At 46.1% G+C, this 16,312-nt stretch carries 15 protein-coding genes; 3 read left to right on the top strand and 12 right to left on the bottom strand.

Going from position 1 to position 16,312, the window contains the following annotated elements; translation table 11 throughout:
* Positions 1 to 328, top strand: a 328-nt coding sequence (locus NCCP2222_RS01690) for a hypothetical protein (protein WP_248509012.1), incomplete at its 5' end; no start/stop codon positions are given.
* Complete coding sequence (locus NCCP2222_RS01695; protein ID WP_248509014.1) at positions 325 to 1,860, top strand: N-acetylmuramoyl-L-alanine amidase family protein; 1,536 nt, start codon at positions 325 to 327, stop codon at positions 1,858 to 1,860. The genes NCCP2222_RS01690 and NCCP2222_RS01695, both read left to right, overlap by 4 nt.
* Before the next feature lie 42 nt (positions 1,861 to 1,902).
* On the opposite strand, the gene dtd is transcribed toward NCCP2222_RS01695, so the two are convergent.
* The 7 genes from dtd to NCCP2222_RS01730 all read right to left on the bottom strand — a co-directional run bounded on the left by dtd (position 1,903) and on the right by NCCP2222_RS01730 (position 11,116).
* Positions 1,903 to 2,343 (bottom strand): D-aminoacyl-tRNA deacylase, encoded by a 441-nt coding sequence (gene dtd, locus NCCP2222_RS01700; RefSeq protein ID WP_248509016.1) that lies wholly within the window; start codon positions 2,341 to 2,343, stop codon positions 1,903 to 1,905.
* Positions 2,344 to 2,356: 13 nt separating this feature from the next.
* Complete coding sequence (locus tag NCCP2222_RS01705) at positions 2,357 to 4,549, bottom strand: RelA/SpoT family protein (RefSeq protein WP_248509017.1); 2,193 nt, start codon at positions 4,547 to 4,549, stop codon at positions 2,357 to 2,359.
* 204 nt (positions 4,550 to 4,753) lie between these two features.
* Positions 4,754 to 5,266, bottom strand: coding sequence for an adenine phosphoribosyltransferase (locus NCCP2222_RS01710; protein WP_238082241.1), 513 nt, complete (start codon positions 5,264 to 5,266; stop codon positions 4,754 to 4,756).
* A gap of 140 nt (positions 5,267 to 5,406) precedes the next feature.
* Positions 5,407 to 7,734, bottom strand: a complete 2,328-nt coding sequence (gene recJ, locus NCCP2222_RS01715) for a single-stranded-DNA-specific exonuclease RecJ (protein WP_248509018.1) — start codon at positions 7,732 to 7,734, stop codon at positions 5,407 to 5,409.
* 126 nt (positions 7,735 to 7,860) lie between these two features.
* Positions 7,861 to 8,187: a LapA family protein gene (locus NCCP2222_RS01720; protein WP_248509019.1), complete on the bottom strand. Its 327-nt coding sequence runs from the start codon at positions 8,185 to 8,187 to the stop codon at positions 7,861 to 7,863.
* Between the two features lie 73 nt (positions 8,188 to 8,260).
* Positions 8,261 to 10,528: a protein translocase subunit SecDF gene (gene secDF, locus NCCP2222_RS01725; protein ID WP_248509020.1), complete on the bottom strand. Its 2,268-nt coding sequence runs from the start codon at positions 10,526 to 10,528 to the stop codon at positions 8,261 to 8,263.
* A gap of 279 nt (positions 10,529 to 10,807) precedes the next feature.
* Positions 10,808 to 11,116 carry a post-transcriptional regulator gene (locus NCCP2222_RS01730; protein WP_248509021.1) on the bottom strand — a complete coding sequence of 103 codons (309 nt, stop codon included), beginning with the start codon at positions 11,114 to 11,116 and terminating at the stop codon, positions 10,808 to 10,810.
* Positions 11,117 to 11,221: 105 nt separating this feature from the next.
* Between NCCP2222_RS01730 and NCCP2222_RS01735 the strand changes: the two genes are divergently transcribed.
* Positions 11,222 to 12,739 (top strand): putative polysaccharide biosynthesis protein, encoded by a 1,518-nt coding sequence (locus NCCP2222_RS01735; RefSeq protein WP_248509022.1) that lies wholly within the window; start codon positions 11,222 to 11,224, stop codon positions 12,737 to 12,739.
* On the opposite strand, the gene NCCP2222_RS01740 is transcribed toward NCCP2222_RS01735, so the two are convergent.
* The 5 genes from NCCP2222_RS01740 to NCCP2222_RS01760 all read right to left on the bottom strand — a co-directional run.
* On the bottom strand, positions 12,733 to 13,374 hold the full coding sequence (locus NCCP2222_RS01740; protein WP_248509023.1) for a DUF421 domain-containing protein: 642 nt from the start codon (positions 13,372 to 13,374) through the stop codon (positions 12,733 to 12,735). The two genes, NCCP2222_RS01735 and NCCP2222_RS01740, sit on opposite strands and share 7 nt — an antisense overlap.
* 121 nt (positions 13,375 to 13,495) lie before the next feature.
* Positions 13,496 to 13,741 (bottom strand): preprotein translocase subunit YajC, encoded by a 246-nt coding sequence (gene yajC / locus NCCP2222_RS01745; RefSeq protein WP_248509768.1) that lies wholly within the window; start codon positions 13,739 to 13,741, stop codon positions 13,496 to 13,498.
* A gap of 66 nt (positions 13,742 to 13,807) precedes the next feature.
* Positions 13,808 to 14,947, bottom strand: coding sequence for a tRNA guanosine(34) transglycosylase Tgt (gene tgt / locus NCCP2222_RS01750; protein WP_248509024.1), 1,140 nt, complete (start codon positions 14,945 to 14,947; stop codon positions 13,808 to 13,810).
* 4 nt (positions 14,948 to 14,951) lie between these two features.
* Positions 14,952 to 15,998, bottom strand: coding sequence for a tRNA preQ1(34) S-adenosylmethionine ribosyltransferase-isomerase QueA (gene queA, locus NCCP2222_RS01755; protein ID WP_248509034.1), 1,047 nt, complete (start codon positions 15,996 to 15,998; stop codon positions 14,952 to 14,954).
* Between the two features lie 45 nt (positions 15,999 to 16,043).
* A partial coding sequence (locus NCCP2222_RS01760) for a Holliday junction DNA helicase RuvB C-terminal domain-containing protein (RefSeq protein ID WP_282570628.1) occupies positions 16,044 to 16,312 on the bottom strand: 269 nt, incomplete at its 5' end.

Genomic DNA, 16,312 nt, shown 5'->3' on the forward strand with positions numbered 1-16,312 from the left:
ACGCCTACTAAATGTCACTCTTTCGACGCAGAACCTCGATGGTGTTGTTCGTTTTAACTGGTCTGTAGGGTGGATTTCAGCCACGTCCGCCCCTCTCTTGTCAGCCGTTGATAAAACTACTTGCCATGTCTTCGGTCTAATGGTTTTTTCGATTACTGACTATGTTAATCATTCAGTAGCGGTGTGTCAACCCTTTTCCCCTACAATCATTCAAATTTGCAAAACTAAAGCGCATCATGATTTGATGGAAAGAGAAATTCCTATGGTTTTTTCGCTGCAAAACTTCTACAATATGAAGAAAGGATTGGAAAGGAGAATCATCAGTTGATCAGACGACGCTTTGGAATCTTCGCTATCATTTTTTCCATTCTGCTTGGCACAACTTTGACAGGCGTTTATGCCAAAGACAATTCTGCTGTCATTCAGGCTGACTCAATTAATGTTCGATCTGGCCCGGGCCTCTCCTACCCGGTCATCGGATCAATGAAAAAAGGAAAGGAAGTGGCCTATCTTTCCACTTCTGACGATTGGCTCGAAATCGAATGGAATGGGCAAACCGGATGGATCGCTTCATGGCTGACCTCCAAAAATCAAGCTAACTCAGAAACACCAAAAACGATCGTTTCTAAAGTGAATTCACTTAACATCCGGACCTCCCCTTCCATCGGATCCGCCATCGTGGGTCGAATGAATGCCGGTGAAGAAGCGGTCAAAACAGGGACGGACGGAGAATGGACAGCCATTACATTCCATGGGATTGAAGGCTGGGTCCATCATGAATACATAACAGAAATAGAATCAGCACAACCACCAGAACCTTCTCCCGCAACTGAAAAAGCGGGGAGCCCGAATATGTTTACGGTGAATGTGGATGCGTTGCATGTACGGAAGAAAGCGGACCAGTCGTCCAAAAAAGTAGGCATGGTCCATAAGGGAGATACGTTTGCCGTAAAAGAAATAGATGGCAATTGGGTGAAAATCAATTTTTCAAAGAAAAAAGAAGGCTGGGTCTACTCCTTCCATGGCATCTTCTCTGGCGAAAACCCGAAACAAGACACCGCCCAAACAAAGCGTGACCAAGTTACAGCACTGACCAATGGGACCAATATTCGGTCAGAAGCAACGACCTCCTCAGACGTTGTACTCCGGGCGAATGCAGGTGAGAAGTTCCAAGTGCTCCGTGACGAGGGCGATTGGTATAAGATTGAACTCCCAGATGGAGGAGAAGCGTATATTGCCAAATGGGTGGTATCTGACGATCGCATACCCGTGTTCAAGATGGACGAGCCGAAGAAAAAGCAAGAGAGGGAACCTGGCACCTTAAAAGGCCTAACTATTGCGATTGATGCGGGGCATGGCGGAAATGACCGCGGTACCACTGGTGCCCGGGGAACTGACGAGAAAGTGTTAACCCTGCTGACAGCAGAATTATTGGAATCCAAATTAAAAGCCGCTGGTGCTGAGGTCATCATGACTCGTGATACGGATACATATGTTTCCCTTCGTAAGCGAGTCGCTGTAGGCCATCAGCATGCTGTAGATGCATTCGTAAGTTTGCACTACGATGCCAATCCGAATAGCTCCATAACTGGATTTACAACGTACTATACTAAGAAGACCCAAAAAGGTCTGGCCGAATCAATCAACAAAAGCCTTGGCTCGAATGTTACGCTGCGCAACCGAGGTGTACAACCTGCTAACTATCTAGTCCTTAGGGAGAATATGCAGGACGCCATCCTAATTGAGCTTGGATTCTTATCTAATGCTTCGGAAGAACGAATCCTGACAACAGATGTTTTCCGTGAACAGGCATCATATGGCATTTATCAAGGATTACTCGATTACTTTGATTCAAAATGATTAAAAAAGGCAAGCACCGAGTTTATATTCGGTGCTTGCCTTTTATTTTGATTCAACCATTAGGGTCACTGGACCGTCGTTCAATAAGTGGACGTCCATCATGGCGCCAAATACACCTGTGGAAACTTCAAGCCCCTCCGCCTTCAGGCATTCATTAAAATACTCCCAAAGTGGCTTGGCCTGTTCTGGTCGGGCCGCTTCAATAAAGCTTGGTCGCCGGCCTTTACGGACATCTCCGTAAAGCGTGAACTGAGAAACGGAAAGGATGTCGCCGCCCACTTCATCAATGGAACGGTTCATCTTGCCTTCTTCGTCCTCCCATAACCGCAGACCTGCAATTTTCTTTGCAATGTACTCGGCATCTTCCTTCGTATCCTCATGCGTAATTCCGACAAGGAGGACATATCCTTTTTCAATCGATCCGGTTACTTCCCCATCCACCAGGACGGAAGCAGGGCCAGAACGCTGCAGCAATACTTTCATGAAAGTCCCTCCTTTAATGAATAATACGCTGGACCGAATAAATATCACGGATTTGTTTAATCCGGTCAACTATCCGTTGCAAGTGGGCAATATCTGTAATTTTAATGGTCATATTAATTCGCGCGATTTTATCACGGTCCGCTTTGCCACTTACTGCGACCATCGGCGTCTTCGTATCGGCAACAACCATCATTACTTCATTCAATAATCCCTGGCGATCGAACGCTGTCACTTCAATATCGACCTGGAACTCTTTCTTCGTGCTCGTCGGGCTCACGGCCCACTCCACATCAATCAGGCGATCTTCTTCCTCGGCTGTGTGCACATTCGGGCAATCAGCGCGATGGACCGAAACGCCTCTTCCCTTCGTAATGAAACCGACAATTTCATCACCTGGAATTGGATTGCAGCATTTTGAAAGACGGATCAGCAAGTTATCGATCCCTTTGACGATGACCCCGGACTCAGTTTCGATCGGTTGTGCTGTTTTCATATCCGAAACAATTTTATCGATCGTATCTTGACGTTCCCTTTGTCTCCGCAATTTTTCTGCCAACCGGTTTACAACCTGCTGAGCTGTGATACCGCCCGAACCGACCGCTGCATACATATCTTCCTCTGAAGTAAAGCTGAACTTTTCAATGGCACGCTGGATATTATCCGTCGTTAACACGTCTTTTTGGTCGTATTCCTGCATTTTGATTTCCCGCTCGACAAGTTCACGGCCTTTAGTAATATTCTCTTCACGCAGCTGCTTTTTGAAAAATTGCCTGATTTTATTGCGTGCCTGAGACGTATTGGCGATTTTCAGCCAGTCCCTGCTCGGCCCGAATGACTGCTTGGACGTCAGAATTTCTACGATATCGCCAGTAAACAGCTCCGTATCAAGCGGTACCATCTTACCATTCACTTTGGCCCCAATTGTCCGGTTTCCGACTTCAGAGTGTACGCGGTACGCAAAGTCAATCGGCACAGAACCTTTCGGTATCTCAATGACATCCCCATCAGGCGTGAACACGTACACCATATCCGAGAATAAATCGAACTTTAAAGACTCCATAAATTCTTCCGCGTTGGAAGATTCATTTTGGAACTCGAGAATTTCCCGGAACCACGTCAGTTTTTTATCAATGTTTGTCGGCTTTTCGGTGACCGTTTTGCCTTCCTTGTACGCCCAGTGTGCAGCGACCCCATATTCGGCAATTTTGTGCATCTCCTCTGTCCGGATTTGCACTTCAAGCGGATCGCCTTGCGGGCCTACGACGGTCGTATGGATCGATTGGTACAAATTCTGTTTCGGCATCGCGATATAATCCTTGAAACGACCAGGCATCGGTTTCCATAACGTATGGATAATGCCGAGCACTGCATAGCAATCTTTAATACTTTTAACGATAATCCGAACGGCTAATAAGTCATAGATCTCGTTAAATTCCTTCTTCTGCAGAACCATTTTCCGGTAGATGGAATACAAATGCTTTGGACGGCCGGAAAGGTCCGCTTCTATTCCCATTTCACTAATTTCATTGTGAATCAAATCCATGACATTTTTCAAATAGTTTTCTCGCTCGACACGCTTCCGTTTCATCAGATTCACAATCCGATAATACTGCTGCGGATTCAAGTAGCGAAGTGCAGTGTCTTCCAACTCCCACTTAATCGTGGAGATTCCGAGCCGATGTGCAAGCGGGGCGAAAATATCCAGCGTTTCCGCAGCCACCCGCCGCTGCTTCTCTTCAGGTACATGCTTTAATGTCCGCATGTTGTGAAGACGGTCAGCAAGCTTGATGAGGATGACCCGGATATCCCTCGCCATCGCGATGAACATCTTGCGGTGATTCTCTGCCTGTTTCTCTTCGTTCGACTTGAATTTCAGCTTTTCTAATTTGGTAACGCCATCTACCAGGAGCGCCACTTCTTCCCCGAAATCGTGGATAATGTCTTCACGGCTCACATTCGTATCTTCAACGACATCATGAAGAAAGCCGGCAGCGACCGTGGAGGGATCCATCTGTAATTGTGCCAATATGCCAGCAACTTGAATCGGATGGAGGATATACGGCTCCCCAGAGCTTCTATATTGTCCTTCATGTGCGGATTTCGCAGCTTCGTAAGCCTTCTTGACGAACGCAACATGTTGTTCATTCATATAAGAACCGATCAATTCAAAAATTTCTTCAGCTGACATGTCACGATTTTTCGCCATCATGTAACTCCTTTCGTGCTTTTCCGCTAAAAAATAATCGTATTTCTATTGTATGTATAAACCGCGCTGAATGTAAAGAGCGGAATCTTTATTTCTGTCTTAGGCTTGCATTTTTGACAAATGACGAGGCATCCGCTAAAGACGGGGCAAGCCTAATTTTAAGTATAATAAAGATCCTCCGCTCACAAGCGAAGGACCTATTTGTCAATATGTGATAAGCGACTGGATTTCGTAGCCTTTCAGCTTTTCCCGGCCGTTCAAATATGTTAGTTCGATAATGAAAGCGCATCCAGCTACAACGCCTCCCAATTTTTCCACAAGCTCAACTGTCGCACCGACTGTTCCGCCTGTCGCTAGCAAATCGTCGACGATCAGTACACGCTGTCCCGGTTTGATCGCATCCTTATGGATAGTCAAAGAGTCTTTTCCATACTCTAGATCGTACTCCACTGCAATCGTTTCACGAGGTAGCTTGCCAGGCTTGCGGACAGGGGCAAATCCGACTTCCAGTGCATAGGCAACTGGACAGCCGATAATGAAACCACGGGCTTCTGGGCCCACGATGATATCTGTTCCCACCTGTTTTGCAAATTCCACTATTTGATCAGTGGCGTATTTATAAGCCTCACCGTTATCCATAATTGTTGTGATATCTTTAAAGCTGATGCCTTCCTTCGGATAATCCGGCACGATTGTCACATAACTTTTCAAATCCATTACTTTTCCTCCCAATAGACGTAATCAGTCTAAGCATCCGTTGTTCAAAAAGGAGGAGAAAAGGTAGTTCCACGTTTCCGAAATTGAGGATAAGCTCCCGCTTCATCGTAAACTGTCTATATCAATTACCTAACTTTTCACTATACTTTTTGAACATGCTGCAAAGAATCAAACCATCGTTTCAATTCCATATATGGAGCGTATAACAACATGCGTTCCATCTCAATTTGCCGCTCTCTTTCCTTATAAGCTGGAGCTTCATTGAGATTCCGTTTGCTTGACGGCTCGCATACGAAAACGACACCATCCTCTATCTTAACAAATCCCAGTTCAAAAAACACCTTTGTCATGAAATAAATCGTCTCGATTTTCCATCCTTTATGTTTAGATAGCTGGGGAGCTTGTTCTTTCAAATGCAAACTGCCTCTTTTTTTCAAGAAACTATAATACCATCCAAAATGGGCCCGGTCTGGTATCCCTTCAAAGTACTTCGACTCCGTGACGTGAAAATGGGCATAAATTCGTTTTGGATTCAGTTCATTCAGTAACGTCTCCACCGGTTCTGCCCCATTCGGTAGGTCGAGCAGGACCAGGTTGTCCATGTCCGGTATGTCATCCCGGCCGAAACAATATATCGTTTCTTCCGGCATATACGGCTGGTACGAATGTGCAGTAGACTCATAGAAAGCGACGAAGGCAGTCGCCTTTTTCGGTACAGCCGGCAGCCAGCGGGATACTTCCCGCATTCCGCGAAGATCAAAAACTTGCCGTTCATCACAACGCACATCCCCTAGCAACAATTGGGGCTTTTTCCTGCCGTTCCATTCATTCACCTGGAGATCCCCCGTGAGGGATAGCTTTACAGCCGGGCTCATGTCGTCCGCCAATGCCCCAAGCCCAAAACCAATGGCATCCAACTTGAGGCCGCCCTCTTCCACTTCCATTTTCAAATGATCCTTTGAGGCACCAATTTTCCGGATGCTTGTCACCGAAACGTCCTCCAATAAAAATACTGGCTTCTCAAACGACATGCCGAAAGGCCGAAGCGTTTCCATCGAATCAATGATATCCACTTCGATTTCATCCAATTTAATAGGAACGTCAATGTGCAGCTTTGGCATAAGCAGCTCGTCCGATAGCGTCCGTTTACCTTGTTCATTTAATCGTTCACGAAGAGTCTCCACGTCTTCCGCAGGCAACGTCATGCCGGCAGCCATTTGATGACCTCCAAAATGAGGCAGCAAATCGGCGCACTTTGATAATTCCTTATATAAGTCAAAGCCTTCTATACTTCGGGCTGATCCTTTTGCCATGCCCGTCTCACGATCGACTGACAGAATAATAGAGGGGCGATAATACTTTTCTGTCATACGGGATGCCACAATACCGACAACTCCCGGATTCCACCCTTCCCCGTCCAGAACGATTACATAAGGCAGCATATCGCCATACATCGTTTCCATCATCTCATTCGCCTGTTCGGTAATCATTGAGACGAGTGCTTGCCTTTCCTTGTTTAACGCGTCCAACTCTTCAGCCAGCGTACTCGCTTCCATCATATCTTCAGACTTCAGCAGCTGGACTGCCGGCGCTGCACTGCCGAGCCGGCCCGGTGCATTCAAACGGGGACCAATCCCGAAACCAATTGTTTCTTCAGTTATGGCTGCCTGTTCAGTCGATGAAACTTTAGATAACGCCTGGATAGCAGGACGCCCGGTATGGCGCATGCGCCGGATACCTTCTTTTACAATGAACCGGTTTTCATCACGCAAGGGCACCAAATCAGCTACCGTTCCAATCGCCGCTATCTCCAGCAGATCGACCGGAACCTCTCCTAACAAGGCGGTCGCCACTTTAAAAGCAACTCCCACTCCTGCCAGTTCTCCAAATGGATAGTTTCCTTCCGGGTGCCGAGGATGAATGATGGCATCCGCCTCAGGGAGCTGTACCCCGATTTCGTGGTGATCCGTCACGATAATGTCCATGCCTAACGATTTGGCGAAAGCGATTTGTTCAATGCCAGAAATTCCATTATCCACTGTGATAATAAGCTTCGCACCCGCTTCGGACAGTTCCTGAAATAGCTCTTTGTTCGGCCCGTAGCCATGTTTGAACCGGTCAGGTATAGCAAAGGCAACATCGCCGCCAAGTCTCTCAATCGCCGTAGTCATGACCGTTACGCTCGTCACGCCATCTGCGTCATAATCCCCGTACACGACGATCTTCTCCTGATTGGCAATCGCTTTCTGAATTCGTTCCACTGCTTTATCCATATCATAAAGGAGAAATGGATCGTGTAAACTATCTTGATTCATATGTAAAAATGATTGGACTTCCTTTGCTTCTGTCAATCCACGGGAGGCGAGAATTTTCGCATGGATGGATGGCAGACCAAGATCGTCCATCAGTGTTTTCACTATCTTGTCATCAGGACGGCGAACTTTCCAGTTTTTCATTGATTCAATCAAAACTCTCACTTCCTTCTGACCCTATTATATCGAAAGGCGGGGTGCACATAAAGGAATACTATATCTTGACAATAAAACGCATCAAAAAAGATGATAGGAATGACTCGCATCCCATCATCTCTTCCATCAAATCGATTCATCATCATTCTCGGGCGGTATTTCCTTTTGCAGGGCAGCAATCTCGTTTTGCTGCATGGCGATTTGAATTTCTTTGGCATTCATCTCTTTTAACTGTTCATTTATCTTACGATGAAGAGAGACAGATTTGATCATAGCGATCATGCTACTAATTGCGGCGCCCAACAAAGCCGAAAACAAGATCACAAGAATAAGGGGTAAATGTCCTGTGCCCACTACATAGTTCACTTCAACGGCTTTGACATTCACAACAGCGAAAACGGCGATGATAATTGCAAAAATAATACCAATGATTAATCCCCATTGTGTCTTCATCTAAATGTCCCCCTTGGCATAGAAAAACAGGATATACCTTTTCGTATACCCTGTTCTTCCAAAACATAACGTATTACACAACCGGTTCGTCTGAACCCCATTGTTTTTTATCTTTTGTCACTTTCAATTTTCCAGCTTTTTTCATTTCCTTCACCTTCAGATCATACCAGATCTGCGCTGAAATATAGATGGAGGAATACGTTCCTGCAAATAGACCGATCAAGAGAGCGATCGAGAATGGACGGATTGACTCGGCACCTAAGAAGATCAAGGCAACGACAACGATGACAACTGTCAGTACCGTGTTAACCGAACGTCCGAGCGTCTGGCGCAAGGATTTATTCACAATATCCGCCAAGTGGTCTGCATTGTCGACATGGCCGACACGGTTCAAGTTCTCACGGATACGGTCAAACGTAACAATCGTATCGTTAATCGAATAACCGACAATGGTCAGAACCGCTGCGATGAAGGTGATGTCCACTTCCAAACGCGACAAGCTGAAGACAGCGACCATAAAGAATGCATCATGCAGCAAGCCAACGATGGCTGAAACACCCATACGCCATTCGAATCGAAGCGCCACATAGACGACAATCCCAAGAGCTGCATACAACAATGCTTTAAAAGCATTTCTTACAAGTTCCTTCCCTACTGTGTCAGAGACGGTTGAAACATTCGGTTCATGACCGTATTTCGACTTGAGATCAGCTTTAATTTTATTGACTTCTTCTTGCTTGAATTCCGTTTTAAACCGGGCAACCCCAATTTCTTTCTTGTCTCCCGAAATGACGATGTCATCTGTCGAATGGCCAATGCCCTCAAGTGACTTGGACACTTCTTCCGTCGTCAGTGATTTATCCGATAAGATTTCTACACGGGTACCACTCGAGAAATCAATACCCAAATTCAATTTGAAAATGCCCAGCGCGACAACACCAGCAACTATCAAAATAATAGAGATGGCGTAAAAACGTTTTCTCGCATGAACGAAATCGAAGCGATCGAATTTCGTTGTCAAGTCAAGTGTGTCCACTTCTTCTTCAGGCGCATGAACACGTTTCCTTGAGATGCCGAATAAACCAGTTTTGCCGTCGAGCATCCCGCTGTTCACGAGTAGGCCAAGTAATAGACGAGAACCCCAAACCGCAGTAAGGAAGCTGACTGCAATGCTGATAATCAACATGGTCGCAAACCCTTTAACCGAGCTTGTCCCGAAAATGAAGAGAACAACCGCAGCAAGCAATGTTGTAATATTAGCATCCAAGATAGCTGTGAACGATGACTTCGAACCTGCATGGAATGCCGTCTTCACTGATTTACCCACGCGCAGTTCCTCACGGATCCGTTCGTATGTCAGGATGTTCGCATCCACGGCCATACCGACACCGAGCATGAGGGCCGCAATGCCCGGGAGTGTGAGAACCCCATTAATTAATGTGAAGACAAGCAAAATCAGATAGATATATACTGACAATGTCAAAACAGCTACAAAACCTGGCAGACGGTAATAGAAAAGCATGAAGATGAAGATTAACGAAATACCGACGATACCGGCAAAAATCGTCTTATCCAATGCCTGCTCCCCGAATTGGGCTCCAACTGAAGTCGAATACACTTCTTTTAAATGAACCGGCAATGCGCCCGCATTCAAAATACCTGCTAAATTTTTCGTTTCATCGGTAGTAAAGCTACCGGAAATTTCAACGTTTGAAGAATTGATTGTCTGTTTAACGTAAGGAGCTGAAATGAATTTCGGCTTTTCCTTTTTCGCTTCTTCGCGGAAAGAATCCTTTCCTTCTTCAAAATCAAGCCAGATAACCATTACATTATCAGGAGCCATTTGAGCTACTCTAGAAGTAATTTCACCGAACTTGTCCGGATCCTTCATTTCCAATGTAACGACTGGATTGCCTGTTTCTCCAAAATTGGCTTTCGCCTTTCCTTGCTTCAAATCTGTTCCATCGAGCAATAAATTATCGTTTGCATCACGGAAAGTCAGGTTCGCTTGCGTAGAAAGTAATTTCCGCGCCGATTCCTGGTCTGCGACACCAGCCAATTGGACACGGATCCGATTGCCGGATTCAATCTGAATGCTCGGCTCGCTGACACCGAGTACGTCAACACGGTTGCGCAACGCTCGTTGCGTATCATTGACAACATCTTCAGTTATCTTTTGGCCATCCTTTAGCGGTTCAACTTGATAAAGCACTTCAAATCCGCCCTGCAGATCGAGGCCTAAGTTAACATCTTTTAAAATGGAGTTGGTCGTAGAACCGATTAAAGAACCGAGTAGTACGAGCAACAATAAGAACGATACAATACGTCCTCTTTTCTTCATAATGAATTTCCCCCTCTGTACGCAGAAAATAATAACCAGCTGCCTACAGTTAATGAATATGGTCATACTCCAACTTGCCTACTACATACTTAACAGACGTTGACAGGATCCTTCAATCCACGCCCCCTTCCAAAATAAAATCTTATGGCTGTTCGGATGGATCAGTCAACTATCCGCTTATCCTATTTAAAATTACAGAAGCTGTATAATTAAAAATGCAACACACCAATTATGAGACAGCAAAGCCCCATTGTCAAATGCTTGGACGGATTACCCCCGTCAATTCCCCTTATTTTTCGGAGCTAATAACAGCTGTAATTCATCGCTGTTCAAGTCGGAAAACCAATTGGATTCCCTCTGTTCCTCAATCTGCGTATAGGTCATAAATTCCGCTGGCGTCAGTTTCAGAATATCGTTGATCACTTCATGAACCCGCATCGATCCTATGTCCTTTTTCCTCCATCTTTTGCGGATGCAATAAGTCCAAATATCTTCTTCCTTCACCGTATCATAACCGTATAGTTGGAATTCATTGCGTTTGCTTTCAATTGCAGGAAGTACATGTTCGAAAATATGTTTGTGTTCCATTATCGTCATCCCCCATTCGTTTTCGGGCTAGTCGTAAACGGTCATTTCTCCGCATAGGTTTAGTGTATACGAAACGATCGGAATTGAGAAGGAGATGTTTGGTAAATGTCTACATTTATTCGCGGCACAGCCATTCTAATGGTCGCAGTCTTTACAACGAAGCTGCTTGGATTCGTCTATCGCATCCAATTCATGCGGGTGGCGGGAGAGGAAGCAGTAGGAATTTATATGACCGCTTATCCCGCTTTCATATTTTTTCTATCACTCGTCCAATTGGGCGTACCGATTGCCATAGCCAAAGTAATAGCTGAGCTGAAGGCAAAAGGGGAAACAGCCAAATTGCCGGCTGTTATGAAAACCGCCACCTTCATCACCATATTGACGGCTGTGGTCTTCATACCGGCTTCCATCTTGTTCGTACCTTATTTAGCCGAATCACTATTAGGCAATAGCGCCACATCGTCGGCCCTCTATGTCGGTATTGCCATCATTCCCATCGCCGCGATCGGCGGGCTCATCCGTGGATATTTCCAAGGAATTGTCCGCATCGAAGAAACGGCTTGGTCGCAAATCATTGAACAAATTTGTCGAATTGCATTAATCACTTGGATGCTTCCGACATTCCTCATCGAAGGAAACAGCCCGATGAACGCAGCCTACGCCATGGGCATTACCTTGCTTGCCGAAGGCTTGTCCGTACTTTACTTATTTTATAAATACCATAAGCATAAAAGAAAAGAATCGATCGTCAAAAAGGAAATTCACCGGTATCCGATGGAGCCTCTTCTTTCCATAGCACTTCCTTCTTCCGGTAGCCGATTATTTGGTACGTTCACCTGGTTTCTGGAGCCGATCATTTTCTTGCGTGCCCTTTCCATGGCAGGTGTCGGTGCCGTTGCGGCAACCTCTCTGTACGGGGTCATCTCCGGTGTTCTCATTCCGTTGCTCTTGTTTCCGTCATTCATCCCTTATGCGCTCTCTGTTGTCCTGGTACCCGCTGTGAGCGGTGCAGCAGCTACCAGCAATAAGAGCAAGCTGAAAGAACGGGTTCATCTTGCCCTGCGTCTTTCTGCTTTGACGGGAGCTTTCGCGGCCGCCGTTTTTTATGTACACGGACATGCGATGGCAGTCAAGCTGTTTCGCGTTTCCGATGGAGCGCAATATATGTCCTTGCTTGCACCTATTTTCTTTTTCTACTATATCCAAAGTCCGTTATATTCCATTTTGCAGGCGACGGGCGACGCCAAAGCCGGCATGATGAATTCCGTTTATGGCGGCATTGCCAAGCTCGGAGTCATGTTCGTGCTTGCTTCCCAACCCGGCCTGCAAGAAACCGGTGCTGTACTAGCCATCGGCTTCGGTGTATTGGTGACATCGTTTCTTCATGTGGCGACATTGCGTAAAAACGAGGCGGCAGCGGCAGGTTTTACGATGTTCGCCCTTCCCTATGTCTCTTTTATCGCAACCGCTGTGCTCAGGCCGATTTTCATACCGGTAGGCAAATACGGGCTGATAGTAGAATGTCTTATTACAACTGCCTTCTTAATGGTCGTTCTGCTCCTATTAGGCCAAGTAAAAAAGAACGACTTCCTCATGCTAAAAAGGCTGGTGAAAAATCACTGAAACTCTTCTTTCAGCTGAAAGTGGAGTTTTCCTTTTTCGTATGAGCAATAAAAGACATGCCTGTAATCCTCCACACCTTGTGATTTTAATTCCTTTAGCATCCATTCTTCCGATTTCCCCATTTGAGAGAGATGGCGCTGCTGAATGACGCCGTCGGAAATGAGGGCCAGAACTGGCTCCGTTTGATCTGTTGTAAAAACGGACAGATTACCGGAGGGTTCCAGAAAAGCATGGGTGACGTCTTGAATCGAACCGACTTGCTGTTCTCGAAGTTGTTGGAATAAATCATCCAAATTATAGCGTTGCTTGCGCATTTCACTTTCAAGTATCTTTCCATCCTCAATGATCATTGTCGGATCGCCGTCCACCAAATCCCTGAACTTCTTACTTTTTAAAGATATGAAGGATGTAACTAGCTGGATAATTAGCAAAATAATAATCGGGACGATGGATTCGATCAATGGCTGGTCCGGTGATTCCAATGCGAAGGCAGCCACTTCGGCCATGATGACAAAAACGACGATATCGATGACACTTAATTCACCGACCTCCCGTTTCCCCATCAATCGCATGATGATTAATATTAGAATGTATAAAAATACAGTCCGAAAACCAGTTTGGAACAAGTTGCTCATGGGCCTCCTCCTTTCCAAGAAAGGATACCCTTCACACGCTTCCACCTATACAACAAATATCTACAATCAAAAAGAGATGCTCGCCAAGCGGTTAAACCGCAAGGGCAGCATCTCTGTTTTTTTAGGATTGGCTCGATTCGACCACTCGTCCAACTGCTTGTTTATCAAATTGAAGAGTTGTCCCATCTTGCACTTTCAAAAATACAGATGATTCATCAACCGCGTCGATCGTTCCATGAAGACCGCCGATCGTGATGACCTTATCTCCACGTTTTAATGATTCTTGCATCGTACGTGTCTGCTTCTGTCTCTTTTGTGCAGGACGGATGAGCAAGAACCACATGATTGCAAACATGACTACGAGCATAATAATGCTGCTATACTGACCACCCAAAAAATATCCCCCCTCTACTCAATATTTATTATACAAGATTCAAAAGTTTTTTGCATTTGGTTTGTTAAATCCGTATTGTTCAAAAAACTCTTCACGGAAGTCGCCTAAGCGGTCGTTCCGAATCGCATCACGTACTTTCTCCATTAAATTCAGGAGGAAGTAGAGGTTATGATAGGACGTCAAACGAAGGCCAAAGGTTTCATTTGCTCGAATCAGATGGCGAATATACGCCCGGCTATAATTTTTGCATGCATAGCAATCGCAGTTCGGATCAAGCGGACCGAAATCTCGTTCATACTTTGCATTTTTAACGACAAGACGTCCTTCGCTTGTCATCAATGTGCCGTTGCGGGCAATCCGGGTAGGAAGCACGCAGTCGAACATGTCCACGCCGCGGATCGCCCCGTCAATTAATGAATCGGGAGACCCGACACCCATTAAATATCTCGGCTTGTCAGCTGGCAACAATGGCGTTGTAAACTCCAGCACGCGGTTCATGATGTCTTTCGGTTCCCCGACAGACAACCCTCCGATCGCATATCCTGGAAAATCGAGGGAGACGAGATCCTTTGCGCTCTGTTTGCGGAGCTCTTCAAATTCCCCGCCCTGCACGATGCCAAACAGGCCTTGATCCTCAGGACGCGCATGCGCCTGAAGGCATCGTTCTGCCCATCGGGACGTCCGCTCCACGCTGGACTTCATATATTCGTAGGTTGCGGGATACGGCGGACACTCATCAAATGCCATCATAATATCCGATCCGAGCGCGTTTTGGATTTCCATAGCACCTTCTGGACTTAGGAACAGCTTGCTGCCATTCAGGTGATGCCTGAAATGCACGCCTTCCTCCTCTATCTTACGGAAATCACTTAATGAAAATACTTGAAATCCGCCAGAATCGGTTAAAATAGGCCGATCCCAGTTCATGAATTTATGGAGACCGCCCGCCTCCCGGATGACCTCGTGACCCGGACGTAACCAAAGATGATACGTATTGCTCAGAATGATGCCCGCTCCGATCTGTTTCAATTCTTCGGGCGACATTGTTTTTACAGTGGCCAATGTGCCAACCGGCATGAAAGCAGGCGTTTCAAATGAGCCATGAGGCGTATGGACGATACCAAGTCGGGCGCCTGTTTGTTTACAAGTTTTTATATGTTCGTACGTAATCGCTGCCATGAATTTAATCCTTTCTTTTTGGCTTTCTAATGAACATCGCATCCCCGAAACTGAAGAATCGGTAGCGTTGTTCAACCGCCTCATTATAAGCTGCTAAAATATGCTCCCGAGAAGAAAGAGCGGAAACGAGCATGATCAATGTCGATTTCGGTAAATGGAAGTTTGTTAACAATCCATCCAAAATACTGAATTCATACCCAGGATAGATGAAAATGGAGGTCCAGCCGCTGGAAGCCACAATTTTCCCGTTATTGGCGCTTGCGATCGTTTCCAATGTACGTGCGGATGTCGTTCCAATGGCAAACACTCGGCCGCCGTTTTCTTTCGCTGAGTTGATAGCGTCCGCAGCTTCCTCCGTGACATTGTAGTATTCGGAATGCATCGTATGATCCTCGATCGTATCGGAGCTGACCGGACGGAATGTGCCAAGCCCGACATGCAGGGTGATAAAGGCGATTCCGACACCTTTTTCCCGGATACGCTGTAATATCTCTTCCGTAAAATGAAGGCCGGCTGTCGGTGCCGCAGCAGAACCTCTTTCCTTCGCAAACACAGTCTGATAACGGGATTGGTCTTCAAGCGTTTCGGTAATATATGGAGGCAAAGGCATTTGGCCGAGGGCATCCAAAATTTCATAAAAGATCCCTTCGTAGACGAACTTGAAAATCCGCCCACCCTGTTCCAATACTTCTACACATTCCGCTTTCAATCTGCCATCACCAAAGGATACGATCGTTCCCGGTTTGACTCGCTTGGCAGGTTTGACAAGCGTTTCCCATTGATCCTCTCCTGTTTCCTTCAACAGCAGGAGCTCAATGGAAGCGCCTGTATCCTCTTTCGTGCCGATCAGACGGGCCGGCAACACTTTTGTATTGTTGAGGACAATTAGGTCGCCCTCCTCGAGTTCATCCACAATATCCCGAAAGATCTTATGCTCCACTCCACCCGTCTCGCGATCCAGCAGCATCAGCCGGCTCGCTGTCCGATCGGCAAGCGGCGTTTGAGCGATCAATTCTTCCGGAAGTTCAAAATCAAAATCATTTACATCCATTCGTCCAGTTACTCCCTTATAATAAATTAAGTGCTACCCTGTTCTTTATTCATTCTCCCCGTAAGCATAACCGAAATGCTCATAGGCTAAGCGTGTAGCGATTCTTCCCCGGGGAGTACGTTGCAGAAAGCCGATTTGCAAAAGATAAGGCTCATAGACATCCTCAATCGTTATGGATTCTTCGCCGATGCTCGCCGAAATTGTATCCAATCCGACCGGGCCTCCCCGGAACCGTTCGATCATGCTTTTGAGCAGTTTATGGTCGATGTGATCGAGACCATGTGAATCGACCTGCAGCATTTCCAGCGCTTCTT

This window comes from Sporosarcina sp. NCCP-2222 (assembly GCF_023168145.1).
Lineage (GTDB): Bacteria > Bacillota > Bacilli > Bacillales_A > Planococcaceae > Sporosarcina.

What these genes read in the sequence shown, in the direction of transcription:
- NCCP2222_RS01710 (WP_238082241.1), bottom strand. Translation starts at nt 5,266, where the DNA reads ATGGATTTGAAAAGTTATGTGACAATCGTGCCGGATTATCCGAAGGAA.
- NCCP2222_RS01740 (WP_248509023.1), bottom strand. Translation starts at nt 13,374, where the DNA reads ATGAGCAACTTGTTCCAAACTGGTTTTCGGACTGTATTTTTATACATT.
- dtd (WP_248509016.1), bottom strand. Translation starts at nt 2,343, where the DNA reads ATGAAAGTATTGCTGCAGCGTTCTGGCCCTGCTTCCGTCCTGGTGGAT.
- yajC (WP_248509768.1), bottom strand. Translation starts at nt 13,741, where the DNA reads ATGCTCGTAGTCATGTTTGCAATCATGTGGTTCTTGCTCATCCGTCCT.
- NCCP2222_RS01705 (WP_248509017.1), bottom strand. Translation starts at nt 4,549, where the DNA reads ATGGCGAAAAATCGTGACATGTCAGCTGAAGAAATTTTTGAATTGATC.
- secDF (WP_248509020.1), bottom strand. Translation starts at nt 10,528, where the DNA reads ATGAAGAAAAGAGGACGTATTGTATCGTTCTTATTGTTGCTCGTACTA.
- NCCP2222_RS01735 (WP_248509022.1), top strand. Translation starts at nt 11,222, where the DNA reads ATGTCTACATTTATTCGCGGCACAGCCATTCTAATGGTCGCAGTCTTT.
- NCCP2222_RS01730 (WP_248509021.1), bottom strand. Translation starts at nt 11,116, where the DNA reads ATGGAACACAAACATATTTTCGAACATGTACTTCCTGCAATTGAAAGC.
- queA (WP_248509034.1), bottom strand. Translation starts at nt 15,998, where the DNA reads ATGGATGTAAATGATTTTGATTTTGAACTTCCGGAAGAATTGATCGCT.
- tgt (WP_248509024.1), bottom strand. Translation starts at nt 14,947, where the DNA reads ATGGCAGCGATTACGTACGAACATATAAAAACTTGTAAACAAACAGGC.
- NCCP2222_RS01720 (WP_248509019.1), bottom strand. Translation starts at nt 8,187, where the DNA reads ATGAAGACACAATGGGGATTAATCATTGGTATTATTTTTGCAATTATC.